This is a genomic window from Streptomyces sp. NBC_00872, from assembly GCF_045161915.1.
Classification (GTDB): domain Bacteria; phylum Actinomycetota; class Actinomycetes; order Streptomycetales; family Streptomycetaceae; genus Streptomyces.
Window position 1 is genome coordinate 7,475,642 of the sequence record NZ_CP108806.1, and the last position, 20,179, is coordinate 7,495,820.

A 20,179-nucleotide genomic window follows, 5' to 3' on the forward strand; every position below is an offset into this window, starting at 1 on the left:
TATGGAGCTGTGAGCAGCGATGACAGGCGGTCTCGGGATCCCGCCGGTGGTGGGCCTGAGCAGCTTGCGCTCATTCGGGAGAGTGTGCGGAAGGCGAAGGTGCCACGGGCCAAGCCGCGGACGTGGCGGGGGGCCGCGCTGGCCGGTGAGTTGCCGGTGGCGCGGGTGGTGGTGAACAAGGGGGTGCTGCATCTCGACCAGTTCTTCGACTACGCCGTGCCGGAGGAGCTGGACGAGGTGGCGCGGCCGGGGGTGCGGGTGCGGGTGCGGTTCGGGGCCGGGGCGCATCAGGTGCGGGGCGGGCGGCGCGAGGGCGGGCGTCTGATCGACGGGTTCGTCGTCGAGCGGCGGGCCGACACCGACTACACGGGGCCGCTGGCCGCGCTGGCCGATGTGGTCTCGCCCGAGCCGGTGCTCAGCGCCGAGCTGCTCGGGCTCGCTCGGGCCGTGGCGGACCGGTACGCGGGAAGTCTCGCGGATGTCCTCCAGCTCGCGATCCCGCCGAGGAACGCGCGGGCCGAGTCGAAGCCGTCCCCCGAGCCGCTGCCGCCGCCGGCCGCGCCCGAGCCGGGGACGTGGGAGCGGTACGACAACGGGGCGGTGTTCCTCGACGCGCTCGCCGGCGGCGGTGCGCCGCGTGCCGTATGGACCGCGCTGCCCGGACCGTACTGGGCGGACGAACTGGCACGCGCGGTGGCGGCGACGCTCGCCTCCGGGCGGGGCGCGCTTGTCGTCGTACCGGACGGGCGGGTCGCCGCACGGGTCGACGCCGCGCTCACGGCACTGCTGGGCACCGGCCGGCACGCGCTGCTCACCGCCGAAGCGGGCCCCGAGAAGCGCTACCGCGAGTGGCTCGCGGTACGGCGCGGCGCCGTGCGCGCGGTCGTCGGGACCCGTGCCGCGATGTTCGCGCCGGTCCGGGATCTCGGGCTGGTGGCCATCTGGGACGACGGTGACGGCAGTCACAGCGAGCAGCACGCGCCCCAGCCGCACGCCCGCGAAGTCCTGCTGCTGCGCGCCGCGCACGACAAGTGCGGCTTCCTGCTGGGCGGTACGGGATGCACCGTCGAGGCGGCGCAGCTGGTCGGTACGGGCTGGGCGCTGCCGCTGACGGCCCCCCGGGAGCGGGTACGTATCGCCGCGCCCCTCGTCCGTACCGTCGGCGACGGCGAACTGGCGCGGGACGAGGCGGCCCGCGCGGCCCGGTTGCCCAGCCTCGCCTGGCAGGCGGTCAGGGACGGGCTGAAGAGCGGCCCGGTGCTGGTGCAGGTGCCCCGACGCGGCTATGTACCCAGGCTGGCGTGCGAGCGCTGCCGTACGCCCGCCCGGTGCCGCCACTGCGCCGGACCGCTGGAGGCACCCCGGGAGCGGGAGCTGCGGTGCGCCTGGTGCGGCCGTGACGAACCGGGCTGGCACTGCGCGGAGTGCGGCAGTACGCGGCTGCGCGCGCAGATCGTGGGGGCGCGGCGGACGGCGGAGGAGCTGGGCCGGGCGTTTCCCGCCGTCCCCGTCCGTACGTCGGGCCGGGACCATGTCCTCGACTCCGTACCGGGCCGCCCCGCGCTCGTGGTCAGCACGCCGGGCGCCGAGCCGGTGGCCGAGGGCGGTTACGCGGCGGCGCTGCTGCTCGACGGCTGGGCGATGCTCGGACGGCCGGACCTGCGGGCGGGCGAGGAGGCCCTGCGCCGCTGGATACAGGCCGCCGCCCTGGTGCGCGGACAGAGCGAGGGCGGCACGGTCGTGGTGGTCGCCGAGCCCACCCTGCGGCCGGTGCAGGCGCTGGTGCGCTGGGATCCGGTGGGGCACGCGCAGCGTGAGCTGGCGGAGCGGGCCGAGCTGGGGTTCCCGCCGGTGTCGCGGATGGCGGCGGTGACGGGCCGGGCGGAGGCGGTGAGCACGTTCCTGGCCGCGGCCGGGCTGCCGCGCGACGCCGAGGTGCTCGGCCCCGTACCGCTGCCGCCCACGGACCCGGGCAGACCGCGCAGGCAGGGCGATCCGCCGCCGGGGGAGCACTGGGAGCGAGCGCTGCTACGGGTGCCACCGGGCAGCGGCGCGGCCCTGGCAGGAGCCCTGAAGTCGGCGCAGGCGGCCCGTCTGGCCCGGGGCGGCGGCGATCCCGTACGCGTAAGGATCGACCCCCCGGACATCGGCTGACCCGGATCTGACCCGGACCCGGCCGGGCGCTTCCCAGCACCCGGGACCCGGCACCCGGCATCCGGTCCCGAACCCGTCCCGCGACGGAAGGGACGGCACGGGTCGTCCGCCTTGGATACCCCGTCGGTGTATACCCCGTCGGCCGGCCCCGGGTCCTTGTCGGCGGATCAGCCGCCGCGGGGGCCCGGGAAAGCCGGTGGACGGGGATCCTCGCGGAGGGACTGCGTCGTCGCCGTGGGCTGCGGTGGCATCGAGCGGGCGGCCGGGACCGCCGGGACGGTGCTCGGCACCGTGGCCGTCTCCTGCGCGCGGTCCGCGTCGCCCGCGCCCGGCTGCTGTGCGGCCCGGCGCGTGCCGTAACGGCGGTGCACCGCCTGCTTCGTGACCCCCAGCGCTGAGCCCACCGCGTCCCACGAGAACCCCAGCGAGCGGTCGAAGTCCACGGCCGCGGTCACCAGCGTCTCGACGCTGTCCCTCAGCTCCTGTGCCAGACGGACGGTCGGGGCGGGGGCCCTGCCGTAGACGACGAAGCCCGTGGACGGGCCCGAACGGCGCGGGCGGTAGACATTGCCCAACTGGGCGGTGAGGGTGCGCAGCGCGTCCACCTGCCGCCGGACCCGCTCGATGTCCCGCACCAACAGGTGGAGACTTGCACGGGCTTGTGCGTCGTGGGTTGCGTGGTCGGCCATGAACAAGCCTCTCGAACCGGCGTTGAAAAGGATCCGGGCCGCACCGGTGCGGCCCGCGTTGGTCAATCTCTCTTGACAACGCGCCACCCGGCGATGTGGTCACGCTGCGGGGGCGTGTGCGCATATGCGCGGGGCGCGCACACCGACGTACGCCCCCTGCGGCCCCCCGCCGTCGGGCCCCATAGACTGGTGCGTCGCTCGTCACCGTACGTATCAGCCCGAGAGGCAGTCAGCCACCGATGAAGCTCGTCTTCGCCGGCACCCCCGAGGTCGCCGTACCCGCCCTGGACGCACTCATCGCCTCCGACCGGCATGAGGTCGCCGCCGTCGTGACCCGGCCCGACGCGCCCGCGGGCCGCGGGCGCAGGCTGGTCGCCAGCCCCGTCGCCCAGCGCGCGGAGGAGTCGGGCATCGAGGTGCTCAGGCCCGCCAGGCCACGGGACGAGGACTTCCTCGCGCGGCTGCGCGAGATCGGTCCCGACTGCTGTCCCGTCGTCGCGTACGGCGCCCTGCTGCCGAGGGTCGCCCTCGATGTGCCCGCCCACGGCTGGGTGAACCTGCACTTCTCGCTGCTGCCCGCCTGGCGCGGTGCCGCGCCCGTGCAGCACGCGGTCATGGCGGGCGACGAGATGACCGGCGCGGCCACCTTCCTGATCGAGGAGGGTCTGGACTCGGGACCGGTGTACGGCGTGCTCACCGAGCATGTACGGCCCACCGACACCAGCGGCGATCTGCTGACCAGACTGGCCTTCGCCGGCGCGGGACTGCTCGTCGCGACCATGGACGGCATCGAGGACGGCACGCTCAAGCCCGTACCGCAGCCCGCCGAGGGCATCTCGCTCGCGCCCAAGATCAGCGTCGAGGACGCCCAGGTGGAGTGGACCGCGCCCGCCCTCCGGGTCGACCGTGTCGTCCGCGGCTGCACCCCCGCGCCCGGCGCCTGGACCGTCTTCCGCGGGGAGCGGCTCAAGCTGATCCAGCTCGCGCTGCTGCCCGACCGTACGGAACTGGCGCCCGGGACCCTCGCCGCAGGCAAGAACAATGTGTACGTCGGCACCGGTTCGCACGATGTCGAGCTGCTCTGGGTCCAGCCGCAGGGCAAGAAGCCGATGCGCGCGGCCGACTGGGCACGCGGGGTACGGATCGCCCCGGGCGAACGGCTCGGCGCGGGCCACTGAGGGGCAGGGCGGTGAAGCGCGGGCCACTGAGGGGCGGCGCACGAGGGTGCGGCCCGCTGAGGGGCGGCGCGATGGGGTGCGGCCCGCTGAGGCGCGGGCCCCTGACGCGTGGCCCGCTCAGGTGCGGCGCTGTGAGGTGCGGCCCGGCGGCGGGCGTCCCTCTCGGGCGTCCCTCTCGGGCGTCGCGCCCTCGTCGCGGCCCCTGACGGGTGCCCGCTCGGTCGCCGCGCCCCTCGTCACGGCCCGCCGGGCTGCCGGGTGTGCCGAGCGGCGGGCATACGGTTCTTTCCGGCCACCGGGCAGCGCTTAGGCTGGTGGCGATCACCATCTCTCACCGCGGAGCACCTTTGAACGCGCAGGCCCCTCACCGTCCCGCCAAGCCCTACCGCCGCCCCAAGAAGGATCCCGTCCGGATCCTCGCCTTCGAGGCGCTCAGGGCCGTCGACGAACGGGACGCGTACGCCAATCTCGTACTGCCCCCGCTGCTGAAGAAGGCCCGCGAGAACAGCGGCTTCGAGCCACGGGACGCCGCGCTCGCCACCGAGCTGGTGTACGGGACTCTGCGCCGCCAGGGCACTTACGACGCGATCATCTCGGCCTGTGTCGACCGCCCGCTGCGTGAGGTCGACCCACCGGTGCTCGATGTGCTCGCGCTCGGCGCGCACCAGCTTCTCGGTACGCGGATCCCGACCCACGCCGCGGTCTCCGCGAGCGTGGAACTGGCCCGGGTGGTGCTCGGCGACGGACGCGCGCGGTTCGTCAACGCGGTGCTGCGGAAGATCGCGCAGGACGATCTGGACACCTGGCTGGAGCGGGTCGCCCCGCCGTACGACGAGGACGCGGAGGACCATCTCGCGGTCGTCCACTCGCACCCCCGCTGGGTGGTCTCGGCGCTCTGGGACGCGCTCGGCGGCGGTCGCGCGGGGATCGAGGACCTGCTCGAAGCCGACAACGAGCGGCCCGAGGTCACACTGGTCGCCCGGCCCGGCCGCGCCTCCACCGAGGAACTGCTGACCGCGCTGGGCGAGGACGGCGCGCTCCCCGGCCGCTGGTCGCCGTATGCCGTACGGCTCAGCGAGGGCGGCGAACCGGGCGCGCTCGACGCCGTGCGGGAAGGCCGGGCCGGTGTCCAGGACGAGGGCAGCCAGCTCGTCGCGGTCGCCGTCGCCAACGCACCGCTGGAGGGCCCCGACGCGCGCTGGCTCGACGGCTGCGCGGGACCCGGCGGCAAGGCGGCGCTGATGGCGGCGCTGGCAGCCGAACGCGGCGCGACTCTGGTCGCCGCCGAGAAGCAGCCGCACCGGGCCAGGCTCGTGGGACGCGCGCTCGCCGGGAACCCCGGCCCGTACCAGGTCGTCACCGCGGACGGCACCCGCCCGCCCTGGGTCCCCGGCTCCTTCGACCGGGTCCTGGTCGATGTCCCCTGCTCGGGCCTCGGCGCGCTGCGGCGCAGGCCGGAGGCGCGCTGGCGCCGTCGTCCGGAGGACCTGGAGGGCTTCGCGCCGCTCCAGCGCGGACTGCTGCGGGGAGCCTTCGACGCCGTACGGGTCGGCGGAGTCGTCGGGTACGTGACCTGCTCCCCGCATCCCGCGGAGACCAAGGCCGTCGTCGAGGACGTCCTCAGGGGGCGCGGCGGTCCGGCGGTGCGGGCCGAATGGATCGACGCCAGAGCGCTGATGCCGGGCGTACCGGCGCTCGGTGACGGCCCCGACGTCCAGCTCTGGCCGCATCTGCACGGGACGGACGCGATGTATCTGGCCCTGCTGCGCCGCACGGCCTGAGCACCCGTACCGCACGGCCTGAGCGCCCGTACCGGTCTCCTGACCTCCGCTTCCGGCCTGCTGAGCGGCACCGAATCCGCCGCTTTGGGCGGACTGTGTCGCTCCCCTTCGACATTGATTCGCACAGAGGTACGCCGGGCGGTCAGGAAGTGGTCCGGAGCATGGCAGGCTTGGCACATGGCCCAGATCAACCCCAGCATCCTGTCCGCCGACTTCGCCCGTCTCGCCGAGGAGGCGGCGGCGGTCGACGGCGCCGACTGGCTCCATGTCGATGTCATGGACAACCACTTCGTGCCCAATCTGACCCTGGGTGTACCGGTGGTCGAAGCGCTCGGCCGGGCGACGGACACCCCGCTGGACTGCCATCTCATGATCGAGGACCCCGACCGCTGGGCACCCCAGTACGTCGAGGCGGGCGCGGGCTCCGTGACCTTCCATGTGGAGGCCGCGGCGGCTCCCGTACGGCTGGCGCGTGAGATCCGGGCCAAGGGGGCGCGGGCGTCCATGGCGCTGAAGCCCGCGACGCCCGTCGAGCCGTACGAGGATCTGCTCCCCGAGCTGGACATGCTGCTGATCATGACCGTGGAGCCGGGCTTCGGCGGTCAGGCCTTCCTGGACATCATGCTGCCCAAGATCCGCCGTACCCGGGAGCTGATCTCCAAGCACGGACTGGAGCTCTGGCTCCAGGTCGACGGCGGGGTCTCGGCGAGCACCATCGAGCGATGCGCCGAGGCCGGCGCCGATGTCTTCGTGGCGGGTTCCGCCGTGTACGGAGCCGACGACCCGGCCGCGGCGGTACGGGCCCTGCGCGACCAGGCCGCCAAGACCATCTCCGCGGCCTCCTGGGCGTGCGGCCACTGAGCCGGCCGCGGAGCCGGGGACAACGGCCGGCGTCCCAGCCGACCACTGAGCCACGGGAAAATGAACGGGGCCCATTCGGGCCGATCAAGGATCGCTGGATCTGACAGGATGAACAGCGAGTCCAGAGTGCGCACAGCAGTGAGGAGATCGCGGTGTCTGCAATGTCGGCGGGTCGGTCCGCCCTGCGGATGGGACCCGCGGAGCTGGTGCAGGCGGCGGCCATGGCCCGTCGCTTCTACCTCGAGGGAAAGTCCAAGATCCAGATCGCCGAGGAGTTCGGCGTCAGCCGCTTCAAGGTGGCCCGGGTCCTGGAGACGGCGCTGGAGCGCGATCTCGTGAGGATCGAGATCCGCGTCCCCGCCGAGCTGGACGCGGAGCGTTCCGACGCGCTGCGCGCGCGGTACGGACTGCGGCACGCGGTGGTCGTCGAGTCGCCGGCGGACGGCGGGGACGAGTCGCCCGACCCGGAGAACCTCGGCGAGGTCGCGGCCGATCTGCTCGGCGAACTGGTGGTCGAGGGCGATGTGCTCGGGCTGGCCTGGGGCCGGTCCACCATCCATATGGCGGCGGCGCTCGACCGGCTGCCGCCCTGTACGGTCGTCCAGCTCACCGGGGTGTACGACGCGGGCACCGCCGAGCGCGGCTCGGTCGAGGCGGTACGGCGCGCGGCCCAGGTGTCCGGCGGCGAGGCCCACCCCATCTACGCCCCGATGCTGCTGCCCGACCCGGCGACCGCCGCCGCGCTGCGCAGCCAGACCGGTATCGCGCGCGCCTTCGAGTACTTCGACAAGGTCACCGTCGCCGCCGTCTCCATCGGCTCGTGGGAGCCGGGCATCTCCGCGGTGCACGACATGCTCACCGACGAGGAGCGCTCCCACTACGCCTCGCTCGGTGTCGCCGCCGAGATGTCCGCGCATCTCTTCGACGCGGAGGGCCGCCGGGTCGGCCGCGATCTGGGCGAGCGGTGCATCACGGTCGAGGCCGAGCGGCTGCGCCGTATCCCGGAGGTCGTGGCGATCGCGGGCGGGCTGCGCAAGGGCGAGGCGATCGGCGCGGTTCTCAGATCCGGGCTGGTCACGAGCCTGGTGACCGACACCGCGGCGGCGGACTTCCTGCTGACCGAGTTCGAACCGGCGCCGCGTCCCGCGCTGGAGCGGTGCGACCCGGACGAGTGACCGGCGGACGGCTCGTCACGGACGGCGCACCGGTGGCGACCGGCCGCGTACGGACCGGCCGCGTAGGGCCGACTCCCCGGGCCGGCGACGGGCCCCGGGCCCCCGGCGACCGGCCGGGCCGTGCCGGGTGCGGGGCGCACGGTAAGCTCCTGGGGTAAGGCAGGTACCACTTCCTGGCCTCGGAGCCCCCGTACCTCTTCGGTACCTTCCCGAAGGATCCTCCCGGAGGAATCCTCCTGGAGGAGCAGACGAACGCGGGGGCCTTTTGCTGCGCCTTCGTGGAGACGACCTGCGCCGTCTTCCACGGAAAATGTGAGAGCTATGCGTTTCCTCGAACCGGGTACCGGTCGCCATGTGGAGAGTGCTCCGGTTCCCTACGATCTGACCTACGACGATGTCTTCATGGTGCCGAGCCGCTCGGCCGTCGGCTCCCGTCAGGACGTGGACCTCTCCGCCCAGGACGGTACGGGCACCACCATCCCGCTGGTCGTCGCCAATATGACGGCCATCGCGGGCCGTCGGATGGCCGAGACCGTCGCCCGGCGCGGCGGGCTGGTCGTCATTCCCCAGGACATCCCGATCGAGGTCGTCACCGAGGTCATCTCCTGGGTCAAGACCCGCCATCTCGTACTCGACACCCCGATCGTGCTGGCCCCCACCCAGACCGTCGGCGACGCGCTGTCCCTGCTGCCCAAGCGGGCCCATGGCGCGGGTGTCGTGGTCGACGGTGACCACCGGCCCGTCGGGATCGTCACCGAGCACGATCTGACCGGGGTCGACCGTTTCACCCAGCTCTCCGAGGCCATGTCGAAGGATCTGCTGCTGATCTCCGCGGACATGGATCCGCGCGAGGCGTTCACCACGCTCGACAACGCCAATCGCAAGCTCGCCCCGGCCGTCGACGCCGAAGGCGGACTGGTCGGCATCCTGACCCGCAAGGGCGCTCTCCGCGCGACCCTCTACACGCCGGCCACCGATGCCGGGGACAGACTGCGGATCGCCGCCGCCGTCGGTATCAACGGGGATGTCGCGGGCAAGGCGGCCCAGCTGCTCGACGCGGGTGTGGACACCCTCGTCGTCGACACCGCGCACGGGCACCAGGAGTCGATGATCGCGGCCGTCAGGGCGGTCCGCGCGCTCGGTCCGGCGGTGCCGGTCGTCGCGGGCAACGTCGTCGCCGCCGAAGGCGTACGCGATCTGATCGAGGCCGGCGCGGACATCGTCAAGGTCGGTGTGGGCCCCGGCGCGATGTGCACCACGCGCATGATGACCGGGGTCGGCCGGCCACAGTTCTCGGCCGTCAGGGAGTGCGCGGCGGAGGCGAGGAAGTCCGGCAGGCACGTATGGGCCGACGGCGGGGTCCGGCACCCGCGCGATGTCGCCATGGCGCTCGCCGCCGGCGCCTCCAACGTCATGATCGGCTCCTGGTTCGCCGGTACGTACGAGTCCCCCGGCGATCTCCAGCAGGCCGCCGACGGACGGCTGTACAAGGAGTCCTTCGGTATGGCCTCGGCCCGCGCCGTACGGAACCGTACGAGCGAGGAGTCGGCGTACGACCGGGCCCGCAAGGGACTCTTCGAGGAGGGCATCTCCACCTCCCGGATGTTCCTCGACCCGTCGCGGCCCGGTGTCGAGGACCTGATCGACTCGATCATCGCGGGGGTCCGCTCGTCCTGCACCTACGCCGGGGCCAACTCCCTGGAGGAGTTCGCGGAGAAGGCGATCGTCGGCGTCCAGAGCGCCGCCGGATACGCCGAGGGCAAGCCGCTGCACGCCAGTTGGAATTAGGGCTCGGACCAGGCGATCCCAGCGGGATCCGAGCGGGATCGGAGCGGGATCGGAGCGGGAGACCCCGGCCGCGCGGGCCGGGGTGAACCGGCCGGCGGCCGGTGGCGGTTCACATCCGATCGCGTTTATTCCGCATCGGTACGCATGAGTGTGTGGGCACCGGGTACACGCGCTACGCACTGACCACGGAGCAGGGGAGGACGATGTGTCCACGGCGAGCACGGTCCCGACCGACAGCACGCAGTATGTGAACCGGCAACACGCGGACGCGGCGGAGCTGGACCTTCCTTACGTGGAGTGCCCGGCGGACGTCGCACCCAAGGACGCCCGGGAGATCTCAAGGCTCTTCTTCGCCCGGCTCACCGAGGTGGAGGAAGGCACGCACGAGTACCAGTACGTGCGCAACACCCTGATCGAGCTGAACCTCGCGCTGGTACGGTACGCGGCCACCCGGTTCCGGAACCGCTCGGACCAGATGGAGGACATCGTCCAGGTCGGCACCATCGGCCTGATCAAGGCGATCGACCGGTTCGAGCTGAGCCGTGAGGTGGAGTTCGCGACGTTCGCCGTCCCGTACATCGTCGGCGAGATCAAGCGCTTCTTCCGGGACACGAGCTGGGCCGTGCATGTCCCGCGCCGGCTCCAGGAGCTGCGGATCGACCTGGCCAAGGCGACCGACGAGCTCTCCCAGCGGCTCGACCACGCGCCGACCACGGCCGAACTGGCCGGACATCTCGGTCTGGACGAGGAAGAGGTCATCGAGGGCGTGGTCGCCGGCAACGGCTACACGGCGGGCTCGATCGACATGCCGACGGACGACGCGGGCGGGGCGTCGGTGCCGCTCTCCGACCGGCTCGGCGCGCCCGACACCGGGCTGGAGACGGCGGAGAACGTCCAGGCGCTCAAGCCGCTCCTGGCGGAGCTGGACGAGCGGGAGCGGCGGATCCTCCAGATGCGCTTCGGCGACGAGATGACCCAGTCGGAGATCGGCGCGGAGCTGGGCGTCTCCCAGATGCATGTGTCCCGTCTGCTGTCGCGGATCACGGGGCGGCTCAGGGCGGGGCTGCTGGCGGTGGAGTGATCCGCGCGGGGGCTCCAGGAGCACCGGCCCGTGGCACGGCGTGGCCGGCGTGGTGACCGGTCGTCCGGCGGCCGGGGGTGACCGGTGGTCCGGTGACCGCGGGGAGTGGGATGGAACACGGAGGGGGCGTACCGCGATCGCGGTACGCCCCCTCCGCCGTCCGTACGAGCCGGACCGGGCCCGATGACATCCGGTCCGTGGACGGCCGGGCCCGTGTTCTACTTCCGGTACGGCTCCGCCCCGGCGGACTCCGCCCTCCCCGACCGGTCATCGCAGAGAAGTGAACCACCAGCCGTGCGACTCAATGATCTCGACGAACGCATCGTCCACGCCCTCGCGGAGGACGCCCGCCGCTCCTACGCCGACATCGGCTCGCTCGTCGGTCTGTCCGCCCCCGCCGTGAAGCGCCGGGTCGACCGGCTGCGGGCCGGGGGAGCGATCACCGGGTTCACGGTACGGGTGGACCCGGCGGCGCTGGGGTGGCGGACCGAGGGCTTCATCGAGATCTACTGCCGGCGCAACACCTCGCCCGACGCGATCCATCGGGGTCTGGAGCGGCTGCCCGAGGTGGTCTCGGCGTCCACGGTCACCGGTGACGCGGACGCGATCGCCCAGGTCTTCGCGGCCGATATGCGCCACTTCGAGCAGGTGCTCGAACGGATCGCGGGTGAGCCGTATGTCGAGCGCACGAAGTCGGTGCTCGTGCTGTCCCCGCTGCTGAGGCGCTACTCCTCGGGCTCGCCCGCACGGACCGGAGCGGCACCCGGCCGGAGCGGACCGGCCGGGGCCTGAGAGTCTCCGCCCCGGCTCCCGCCGGCCGGGCATCGCCCCGGGACCTGGCCGGACATCGCGAAAACATGCCGGGGTCGCGCCCCGGAAACCCGGCGCAACGAATCGCCGGAGGGGCGGGAGATCGCGCAACGGATCGGTGGTCGGCGCGCAACGGTCGTGTCTTGTCCGGGCCGACGGCCGGACCGTACGGTCATTGCGTCCCCCGCGATCCGGGGAAACCCCTTCGTACCGTCCGAGGTCACCCATGCCGTCGCTGCGTACCGCCCTGCTCCAGACCGCCGGCCGGCCGGGCTCCGTCGCCGGGAATCTCGCGGTGCTGGACGAGGCCGCGGGCCGTGCCGCGGAGGCCGGTGCCGGGCTGCTGGTCTGTCCCGAGATGTTTCTGACCGGCTATGCGATCGGTGACGCGGTGCCCCGGCTGGCCGAGCCCGCCGACGGCCCGGGGGCCCTGGCCGTCGCGGAGATCGCCGGGCGCCATGGGCTCGCGGTGCTGTACGGCTACCCCGAGCGGGACGAGGCCCCGGAAGGGACCGAGGACAGTGGGCGGATCTTCAACGCCGCGCAGCTCATCGGCCCCGACGGAGCGCGGCTCGCGAACTACCGCAAGACCCATCTCTTCGGTGACTTCGAGCGGAAGTGGTTCACGCCCGGAGAACAACCCGTCGTCCAGGCGGAGTTGGCCGGACTGCGGCTCGGTGTCCTGATCTGCTACGACGTCGAGTTCCCGGAGAACGTCCGGGCGCACGCGCTCGCGGGCACCGATCTGCTGCTGGTACCGACCGCCGTGATGCACCCGTTCCAGTTCGTCGCCGAATCCCTCGTGCCGGTCCGCGCCTTCGAGAACCAGATGTTTGTCGCGTATGTGAACAGGACCGGTGAGGAAGGCGAGTTCGAGTTCATCGGGCTGAGCTGTCTCGCCGGTCCCGACGGTGCGACCCGGGCGCGTGCCGGACGGGGTGAGGAACTGCTCGTCGGCGAGGTCGACCAGGAGCTTCTGAGTGCCTCGCGCGAGGCCAATCCGTATCTGCGCGACCGCCGCCCCGGTCTGTACGCCTCACTGGTCCGACCCCCGGGCCCGGTCCGACCCCCGGGCCCAGCCTGACTCCCGGCCCCAGTCCGACCCTCGGGCCCAGGCTTCACGCCCGTCCCGTTCCGCCGCCGTCCCGTTCCGCCGTACGTACCGCAAGGAGCCCGTACCCCATGACGTCCACGGTGCCCACCGCCGTCCAGCACGCCGAGGCGCGGCCGCCGATCACCATGTTCGGGCCGGACTTCCCGTACGCGTACGACGACTTCCTGGCGCATCCCGCCGGACTCGGCCAGATACCCGCGGCCGAGCACGGCACCGAGGTCGCCGTCATCGGCGGCGGGCTCTCCGGCATCGTCGCCGCGTACGAGCTGATGAAGATGGGCCTCAAGCCCGTCGTGTACGAGGCCGACCGGATCGGCGGACGGCTGCGTACGGTCGGCTTCGAGGGATGCGACCCCGGACTGACCGCTGAGATGGGCGCGATGCGCTTCCCGCCCTCCTCCACCGCGCTCCAGCACTACATCGATCTGGTGGGTCTGGAGACCCGCCCGTTCCCCAACCCGCTGGCCCCCGGGACCCCGTCGACCGTCGTCGATCTCAAGGGCGAGTCCCACTACGCGAGAACCGTCGACGATCTGCCGGGGGTGTACCGCGAGGTGATGGACGCCTGGAACACCTGCTTGGAGGAGGGCGCGGACTTCTCCGGTATGAACCGCGCCCTGCGCGAGCGCGACGTCCCGCGCATCCGCGAGATCTGGTCACGGCTCGTCGAGAAACTCGACAACCAGACCTTCTACGGCTTCCTCTGCGACTCCCCGGCCTTCAAGTCCTTCCGCCACCGGGAGATCTTCGGCCAGGTCGGATTCGGGACCGGCGGCTGGGACACCGACTTCCCCAACTCCATCCTGGAGATCCTCCGGGTCGTCTACACGGAGGCCGACGACCACCACCGTTCGATCGTGGGAGGCAGCCAGCAGTTGCCGCTGCGGCTCTGGGAGCGCGAGCCGGTGAAGATCACGCACTGGCGGGCCGGGACCTCGCTCTCCTCGCTGCACGGCGGTGCGCCGCTGCCCGCGGTGGTACGGCTGCACCGTACGGCCGGCGACCGGATCACCGTCACGGACGCCTCGGGCGGGATCCGTACGTACCGCGCCGCGATCTTCACCGCCCAGTCGTGGCTGCTGCTCTCCAAGATCGCCTGTGACGAGTCGCTGTTCCCGATCGACCACTGGACGGCGATGGAGCGCACCCACTACATGGAGTCGTCCAAGCTGTTCGTGCCGGTGGACCGGCCGTTCTGGCTGGACAAGGACGCGCGGACGGGGCGTGACGTCATGTCGATGACGCTCACCGACCGGATGACCCGGGGCACCTATCTGCTGGACAACGGCCCGGACCGGCCCGCCGTCATCTGTCTCTCGTACACCTGGTGCGACGACAGCCTCAAATGGCTCCCGCTCTCCGCCGGTGAGCGGATGGAGGTCATGCTCAACTCGCTGCGGGAGATCTATCCGGGGGTCGACATCCGCCGGCACATCATCGGCAGTCCGGTGACGGTGTCCTGGGAGAACGAGCCGTACTTCATGGGCGCGTTCAAGGCCAATCTGCCCGGTCACTACCGCTATCAGCGACGGCTGTTCACGCACTTCATGCAGGACCGGCTGCCCGAGGACAAGCGGGGCGTCTTCCTGGCGGGGGACGACATCTCATGGACGGCGGGATGGGCCGAGGGCGCCGTGCAGACGGCGCTCAACGCGGTGTGGGGAGTGATGCACCACTTCGGGGGCGCGACGGACGCGACCAATCCCGGGCCGGGCGATGTGTACGACGACATCGCGCCGGTCGAACTGCCGGAGGACTGACGGGACAGGCGGCGCGCGGCACCCGGTCCGGGACACCGTACGCAGCCTGTCCGGGACACCGTACGAACGGTCAGACGCCCGCGGCGTCCGTACGAACGGTCAGATGCCCGCGGCGCGCGCCGCCTCGTACACCTCGGTCGCCACATCCATCAGCTCCGCCGCGTCCCGCGTCGTGCTCTGGAGATCCAGCAGGAACTCCGGCACACCCGTCTCCGCGTGCGCCGCCAGGTCCTCGACGATCTGCGCCACACTGCCCTGGAAGGCGCGGCGGTCGTCGCCCTCGTACGGCTTCGGACTGTACTGCGCGTTGACGCGCGCGCAGACGTCGATCGGGCGTTCGCGACCGCTCTCGGCCGCCGCGTCCCGCACCTTCCGCCACTGATCGGCGAGCTGCTCCGCGCCCATCGCGACGGGTATCCAGCCGTCCGCCCGCTCCACGAGCCGCCGCGTGGCACGCCCGCTGTTCGCGGGGAGGTAGACCGGGATGGGCCGGGCCGGCTTGGGGCCGACCTCGGACGGGGCGATGGTGGTCAGCTCGCCCTCGTACGAGACGGGGTCGGGACCCCAGACGGCCGCGCACACGTCGAGCAGCTCGTCCAGGACCGCGCCGCGCTTCTCGAACGGGGCGACGGAGGCCGCGGCGTACTCGTCGAGCGACCAGCCCGTGCCGAGGCCCGCGACCACCCGGCCGCCGCTCGCGGCGTCCAGCGAGGCGAGCGAACGGGCGAGCTGGAACGGGATGTGCAGCGGTGCGACCAGCACACTGGTGCCGAGCCGGGCCCGCTCGCTGGCCGCGGCGGCCAGGGTGAGCGTCACCAGCGGATCGGCGACACTTCGGTACTGGTCGGGCCAGGGCAGCCCCGGGATGTTGTACAGCCCCTGGGTGGCGGGCTCGGGGAAGAGGATGCGCTCGAAGACCCACAGACTCTCGTATCCCGCCTGCTCCGCGGCGCGTGCCACGGTGGCCACATCGGGACCCAGGTCGTACTGCTTCATCTGCGGAAGTCCGAGACCGAGTTTGACCGGCATGGGTGCACTCCTTTGTGCGGACGGTGAGGTTCCAACCACCGTATGGCACAAGCTCGTTGATGGCTCAACCTTTGACGCCCTGCGTACTACATTCGCGCCACGCGCGGAGAATGTACGTATATGGCCATTCTACGGAACGGCTGAAACGGCGCGAGCGGCTGGAATCCGGTGTGCGGCCGTATCCGCGCGACCTCATCGCCGTACGGGCGGAGGGTTCTCATCCATGAATCCTGTGCGGGTCATTGTCAGGACTGCTGACCGACCATACGCTCGCACGGTCTCGTTCATGAATCATGTTCACATACTTGATGGGAGCGCTCGATGAGCGGAACCCCCCGACGGCGTCTGGGCGCGCTGATCGCCGCCGCGGTCACTCTCGCCGCCGTGCTCGTCCCGACCGTGTCCTCTCACGGCCGGGACCGGGCGACGCCCGCGACCCCCGCGACGCCCGCGACCGTGGTGATCGACGGCAAGCGGATGCGGCAGGCGCGGATCAGTCTGGACCGCGGCGACCCCGCGCTCCGTACGGCGGTCAAGTCCCTGACCCAGCGGGCGGATTCCTGGCTGGGGCAGGGCCCCTGGACCGTCACCGACAAACCCAGGCCCGCGCCCAGCGGCGACCCGCACGACTATCTGAGCCAGGCCCCGTACTGGTGGCCCTCGCAGCCGAAGACCGCCGACAACCCCTGGGGCTGCCCGTACGTCCAGCGTGACGGCGAGCGCAACCCCGAGGTCGACACCGGGACCGACCGCCCCGACATCGGCAAGGTCTTCAACTCCACCACCACTCTCAGCCTGGCCTGGTACTACACCGGCGAGAAGAAGTACGCGGAGCACGCCGCCGAGATTCTGCGCACCTGGTTCGTGACGCCCGCGACCAGGATGAACCCGAATCTGAACCACGGTCAGTTCATCCCCTGTAAATACGACGGCAGGGCGATCGGCGTTATTGATTTCAGCCAGCAGTACACCAGTGTTCTGGACGCGCTGGCGATCCTCGGCACCGGCGCCCCGGGGTGGACCAGGAGCGACCGCGAGGGAATGCGCGCGTGGAACGAGGAGTTCCTCGACTGGCTGGTCGACTCCCCCTTCGGCAAGGAGGAGTCCGCGGCCCGGAACAACCACGGCACCTTCATGGACATGCTGGTCGCCGGTCTCGCGCTCGCGACCGGGGACCGCGATCTCGCCCGTACGCTCGTCCTCGACTCCCGTACGAAGCGCGTCGATCCCCAGATCGCGGCCGACGGCAGCCAGCCCCAGGAACTCGCCCGCACCCGGAGCTGGCACTACTCGACCTTCGACCTGGTCGCCTACACCCGTCTCGCCGCCATCGGCCGACAGGTCGGGGTGAACCTCTGGGCGTACCAAGGGCCGCAGGGGCAGAGCCTGTTCAAGGCCGTGGACTACCTTCTGCCCGCGGCGACCGGGGCGGCTCCCTGGCCCCACCCCGAGCTGGAGTTCTACCGTTACGCGGCGAGCGATGTCGTCCACGCGGCGGCGGACGCGGGCGACGCGAGGGCCCGTGCGGCGGTGCCGCGCCTTGAGACCCCGCCGGGCGGCGACCTCTGGGCCCTGCGTCCGGCCGCGGAACAACTCGACTCCATCGCCGGCTGACCACCGGGCGGTTCGTGTCCTCGATCGCCGGACGGGCTGGGTTTCGGCCCGCAGCCGGCCTCCGCCCCCGGCCGGGAGGCGCCTATCCCGGAGGCGCCACCGGTCGCGCCGTGGCCTCCGCTCCGACCCGGTCTCCCGTACGCAGCACCCCCGCCCCCACCATCAGCCCGCACGCCAGCAGCGTCACCAGCCCGAACGACACCACCAGCGATGTCGCGTCGGCGACCGCGCCGATCGCCGAGGGCGCGATCAGCCCCGAGGTGTAGGTGATGGTCGCGACCCCCGCGATGGCCTGGCTCGGATTCGGCCCCGCACGCCCCGCCGCCGCGAAGGCGAGCGGTACGACCACCGCCACACCCAGCCCGAGCAGCCCGAAGCCGCCCATGGCGAGCGCCGGATGGGGCGCGACGACGACCAGCAGACCGCCCGCCGCGGCCAGCACCCCGCCCGTCCGCACCGTCCGCACGGCGCCGAACCGGTCGATCACCTTGTCGCCCGCGAGCCGCGCGATGGCCATGGTCAGGGCGAACGCCGTGGTCGAGGCCGCCGCGAGACCGGGCGAGGTGTCCAGTACGTCGCGCAGATAGACCGCCGACCAGTCCATGCTCGCGCCCTCCGCGAAGACCGCGCAGAACCCCACCGCCCCGATGACCACCGCGGACTTCGGCGGCAGCGCGAACCGCGGCGGCGGCTCGTCGTCGGGTGCGCTGCGCAGATCCAGTACGCCCTGGCAGAAGACCAGGCCCAGTACGGTGAGCACGCCCGCGGCGAGGAGATGGTGGAGCCGCGCGTCGGTGCCGAGATGCGCGGCGAGGGTGCCGGCGGCCGAGCCGATCAGGGCGCCCGCGCTCCACATCCCGTGCAGACCGGACATGATCGACTTGTCGAGACGGTTCTCGATCTCCACCCCGAGCGCGTTCATCGCCACGTCCGACATGCCCGCCGTCGCGCCGAAGAGGAACAGCGTGGCGCACAGGGTGACCAGATTGGGCGCGAGCGCCGGCAGGGTCAGCGCCAGGGTCCACAGCGCGAGCAGTCCGCGCAGCGCGGTGCGCGCCCCGAAGCGATGGCTGACCGTACCGGCCAGGGGCATCGCGACCGAGGCGCCGATCGCGGGAAAGGCGAGCGCGAGACCGAGCTGCCCCGCGCTGACCCCCGCGTGATCCTGGATCCAGGGGATACGGGTGGCGAAGCTGCCGGTGACCGCCCCGTGCACACAGAAGACGGCGGCGACGGCGAACCGCGCGCGCCGCAAACTCCGTTTGTCGTAGACCACTTCAGCCGACATCCTGTCCTGCCCTCTCCTGCGAGGTGCCGTCCTCCGACGCACCGCGGACGCACCCGTGCGTGGTGCCGCAGTAAACTATCAGGAACCCTGCCTGATAAATAGAGAATTTAGGGTCTCCGCGATCTGGAAGGATTCCGGCATGGCCGCATCCCCGAGCACCGCACGGGCCATCAACGACCGGCTCGCCCTGCGACTGCTCCAGCAGGAAGGCCCGTTGACGGCAGGACAGCTCAAGACGCTGACCGGACTCTCCCGTCCCACCGTCGCCGACCTGGTGGAACGGCTCCAGGACTCGGGGCTGGTCCGGGTCGTCGGAGAGACCGGCGACCGGCGCCGCGGCCCCAACGCGCGGCTGTACGGGATCGTCGCCGATCTGGCCCATCTCGCGGCCCTCGACGTACGGACGCACAGCGTCTCCGTCGTCGTCGCGGATCTGCTCGGTGCGACCCTCGCCGAGGCCGTCCTGCCCATCGGCAGCGACACGGCCACGGAGGCCGCCGTCGAACGGGCGGCGGCGCTGCTGGAACGCACGGCCGAGGAGGCCGGTGCGGTACGGCTGCACAGCGTGGGCATCGGCGCGCCCGGCCTTGTCGCCCCGGGCACCGGCGAGCTCCGTGACACCACCGGACTGCCCGCCTGGCACCGGAGGCTTGTCGCCGCGCTCCACGAGCGGCTGCCGGCGACCGTCCTGGTGGAGAACGAGACCAACCTCGCCGCGCTCGCGGAACAGCGTCTCGGCGCGGCCCGGGGCCAGGACACCTTCGTACTGCTCTGGCTGGGGCACGGCGTGGGCGCGGCTGTCGTGCTCGACGGCAAGCTGCGCCGGGGCGCCTCGGGCGGTGCGGGCGAGATCGGCTTCCTGCCCGTGCCCGGCACCTCGCGGCTGCCGTCCGCGCTGGGCTGCGACGGCGGCTTCCACACCCTGGTGAGCTCGGCCGGCATCGGCGAACTCGCCGAGGAGTACGGCATCTCGGCGGTGGCCGCGGCACAGGAACCGCCCGCCGCGGCCCTCGTACGCGCGGCCGTCGAGGCGGAGAGCGCGGCGAGGGGTGCGGCGGGGGGCACGGCGGGGGGCACGGCGGGGGAGAAGGCCGCGCCCACGCCGAAGGACAAGGCCGTCGACGCGTTCCTCGGGGTGCTCGCCGACCGGCTGGCCATCGGCGCGGCGGCGGTCAGCGCGGTGCTCGACCCGGGCCGGATCGTCCTGGCGGGCGAGGTCGGCCACGCGGGCGGCGCGGCACTGGCCGCCCGGGTGGAGGCCCGGCTGGCCGCGATGTCCCCGCTGCGCACGGAGGTCAGAGCCGGGACCCTGGGCGGCACGGCCGTCCTGCGGGGCGCCCTGCTGACGGCACGCGACGCGGCCCAGGACGACCTGTTCGCCCCGGACCCGAACTGACCGGCCGAACCGAGCAGTCCGGTCCGGCGCGCCCACCCCGCGCCCCCTCCGCGCGGGCCACCCCCGCGCCGGTCAGCCCTCGCGCGGGCCACCCAGGTCGCCCGGACACACCCGGGATTCCGCGACAGTTGGCCGGAAACGCCCCGGGATACCGGAATATGAGACAGCTCCCGCTCCTGTGAGACAGCCCACAGATATCCCCCGGATGGCCGACGAGCGGGCGTGGCACACTGGTCGCGTACCAGAAGCAGCGCACTCCGGGGTCGGTGCAATTCCGAACCGGCGGTTACAGTCCGCGACCCGTCCGCAGCCAGCGGCCGGTTGACCAGGTGAGATTCCTGGACCGACGGTGAAAGTCCGGATGGGAGGCAGTGCGCGGCGGGCCGTCATCGGTACGCCGCCGTCGGCGGGTCGTCCTCGGACGATCCGGATCGCCGGCCTCGGCGTCCCCGTGTGCGTTC

At 72.3% G+C, this 20,179-nt stretch carries 15 protein-coding genes and 1 riboswitch; of the genes, 12 read left to right on the top strand and 3 right to left on the bottom strand.

All coding sequences use genetic code 11. From position 1 onward, the window contains the following. The first annotated feature begins 9 nt into the window (after positions 1-9). Positions 10-2,154, top strand: coding sequence for a primosomal protein N' (locus tag OG214_RS32040; RefSeq protein ID WP_405986685.1), 2,145 nt, complete (start codon positions 10-12; stop codon positions 2,152-2,154). A 167-nt stretch (positions 2,155-2,321) separates the two neighbouring features. Here the strand turns inward: OG214_RS32040 and OG214_RS32045 are convergent, their stop codons facing one another. Then, complete coding sequence (locus OG214_RS32045; protein WP_363084858.1) at positions 2,322-2,843, bottom strand: hypothetical protein; 522 nt, start codon at positions 2,841-2,843, stop codon at positions 2,322-2,324. Between the two features lie 239 nt (positions 2,844-3,082). On the opposite strand from OG214_RS32045, the gene fmt reads away from it, so the two are divergent. The 9 genes from fmt to OG214_RS32090 all read left to right on the top strand — a co-directional run bounded on the left by fmt (position 3,083) and on the right by OG214_RS32090 (position 14,391). Continuing rightward, positions 3,083-4,021 (top strand): methionyl-tRNA formyltransferase, encoded by a 939-nt coding sequence (gene fmt, locus OG214_RS32050; protein WP_405986686.1) that lies wholly within the window; start codon positions 3,083-3,085, stop codon positions 4,019-4,021. A gap of 347 nt (positions 4,022-4,368) precedes the next feature. Continuing rightward, positions 4,369-5,802: a transcription antitermination factor NusB gene (locus OG214_RS32055; RefSeq protein WP_363084856.1), complete on the top strand. Its 1,434-nt coding sequence runs from the start codon at positions 4,369-4,371 to the stop codon at positions 5,800-5,802. Between the two features lie 177 nt (positions 5,803-5,979). Beyond that, positions 5,980-6,663 (top strand): ribulose-phosphate 3-epimerase, encoded by a 684-nt coding sequence (rpe, locus tag OG214_RS32060; RefSeq protein WP_382864190.1) that lies wholly within the window; start codon positions 5,980-5,982, stop codon positions 6,661-6,663. A gap of 161 nt (positions 6,664-6,824) precedes the next feature. Next, on the top strand, positions 6,825-7,838 hold the full coding sequence (locus OG214_RS32065) for a sugar-binding domain-containing protein (RefSeq protein WP_363084859.1): 1,014 nt from the start codon (positions 6,825-6,827) through the stop codon (positions 7,836-7,838). Between the two features lie 321 nt (positions 7,839-8,159). After that, complete coding sequence (locus tag OG214_RS32070) at positions 8,160-9,626, top strand: GuaB1 family IMP dehydrogenase-related protein (RefSeq protein ID WP_363084854.1); 1,467 nt, start codon at positions 8,160-8,162, stop codon at positions 9,624-9,626. 205 nt (positions 9,627-9,831) lie between these two features. Further along, the gene (locus tag OG214_RS32075) at positions 9,832-10,707 is read left to right on the top strand and encodes an RNA polymerase sigma factor SigF (protein WP_383033531.1); all 876 of its coding nucleotides are present in this window, start codon (positions 9,832-9,834) and stop codon (positions 10,705-10,707) included. Between the two features lie 294 nt (positions 10,708-11,001). Beyond that, on the top strand, positions 11,002-11,499 hold the full coding sequence (locus OG214_RS32080) for an Lrp/AsnC family transcriptional regulator (RefSeq protein ID WP_363083469.1): 498 nt from the start codon (positions 11,002-11,004) through the stop codon (positions 11,497-11,499). Positions 11,500-11,743: 244 nt separating this feature from the next. Beyond that, on the top strand, positions 11,744-12,601 hold the full coding sequence (locus tag OG214_RS32085) for a carbon-nitrogen hydrolase family protein (RefSeq protein WP_405986687.1): 858 nt from the start codon (positions 11,744-11,746) through the stop codon (positions 12,599-12,601). Positions 12,602-12,699: 98 nt separating this feature from the next. Beyond that, positions 12,700-14,391 (top strand): NAD(P)/FAD-dependent oxidoreductase, encoded by a 1,692-nt coding sequence (locus OG214_RS32090; RefSeq protein ID WP_363083471.1) that lies wholly within the window; start codon positions 12,700-12,702, stop codon positions 14,389-14,391. A 99-nt stretch (positions 14,392-14,490) separates the two neighbouring features. Here OG214_RS32090 and OG214_RS32095 read toward each other — a convergent pair whose 3' ends face one another. Continuing rightward, complete coding sequence (locus OG214_RS32095) at positions 14,491-15,420, bottom strand: LLM class F420-dependent oxidoreductase (RefSeq protein WP_405986688.1); 930 nt, start codon at positions 15,418-15,420, stop codon at positions 14,491-14,493. Positions 15,421-15,741: 321 nt separating this feature from the next. Here OG214_RS32095 and OG214_RS32100 point away from each other — a divergent pair, with 321 nt between their 5' ends. Beyond that, positions 15,742-17,034, top strand: a complete 1,293-nt coding sequence (locus OG214_RS32100; protein ID WP_405986689.1) for an alginate lyase family protein — start codon at positions 15,742-15,744, stop codon at positions 17,032-17,034. Positions 17,035-17,116: 82 nt separating this feature from the next. Here the strand turns inward: OG214_RS32100 and OG214_RS32105 are convergent, their stop codons facing one another. Next, positions 17,117-18,322, bottom strand: a complete 1,206-nt coding sequence (locus OG214_RS32105; protein ID WP_363083474.1) for an MFS transporter — start codon at positions 18,320-18,322, stop codon at positions 17,117-17,119. 139 nt (positions 18,323-18,461) lie between these two features. Between OG214_RS32105 and OG214_RS32110 the strand changes: the two genes are divergently transcribed. Continuing rightward, entirely contained in the window at positions 18,462-19,718 is a 1,257-nt protein-coding gene (locus OG214_RS32110) for an ROK family transcriptional regulator (protein WP_405986690.1), read from the top strand. 248 nt (positions 19,719-19,966) lie between these two features. Continuing rightward, positions 19,967-20,097: riboswitch (FMN riboswitch) on the top strand. The last annotated feature ends 82 nt before the right edge of the window (positions 20,098-20,179 follow it).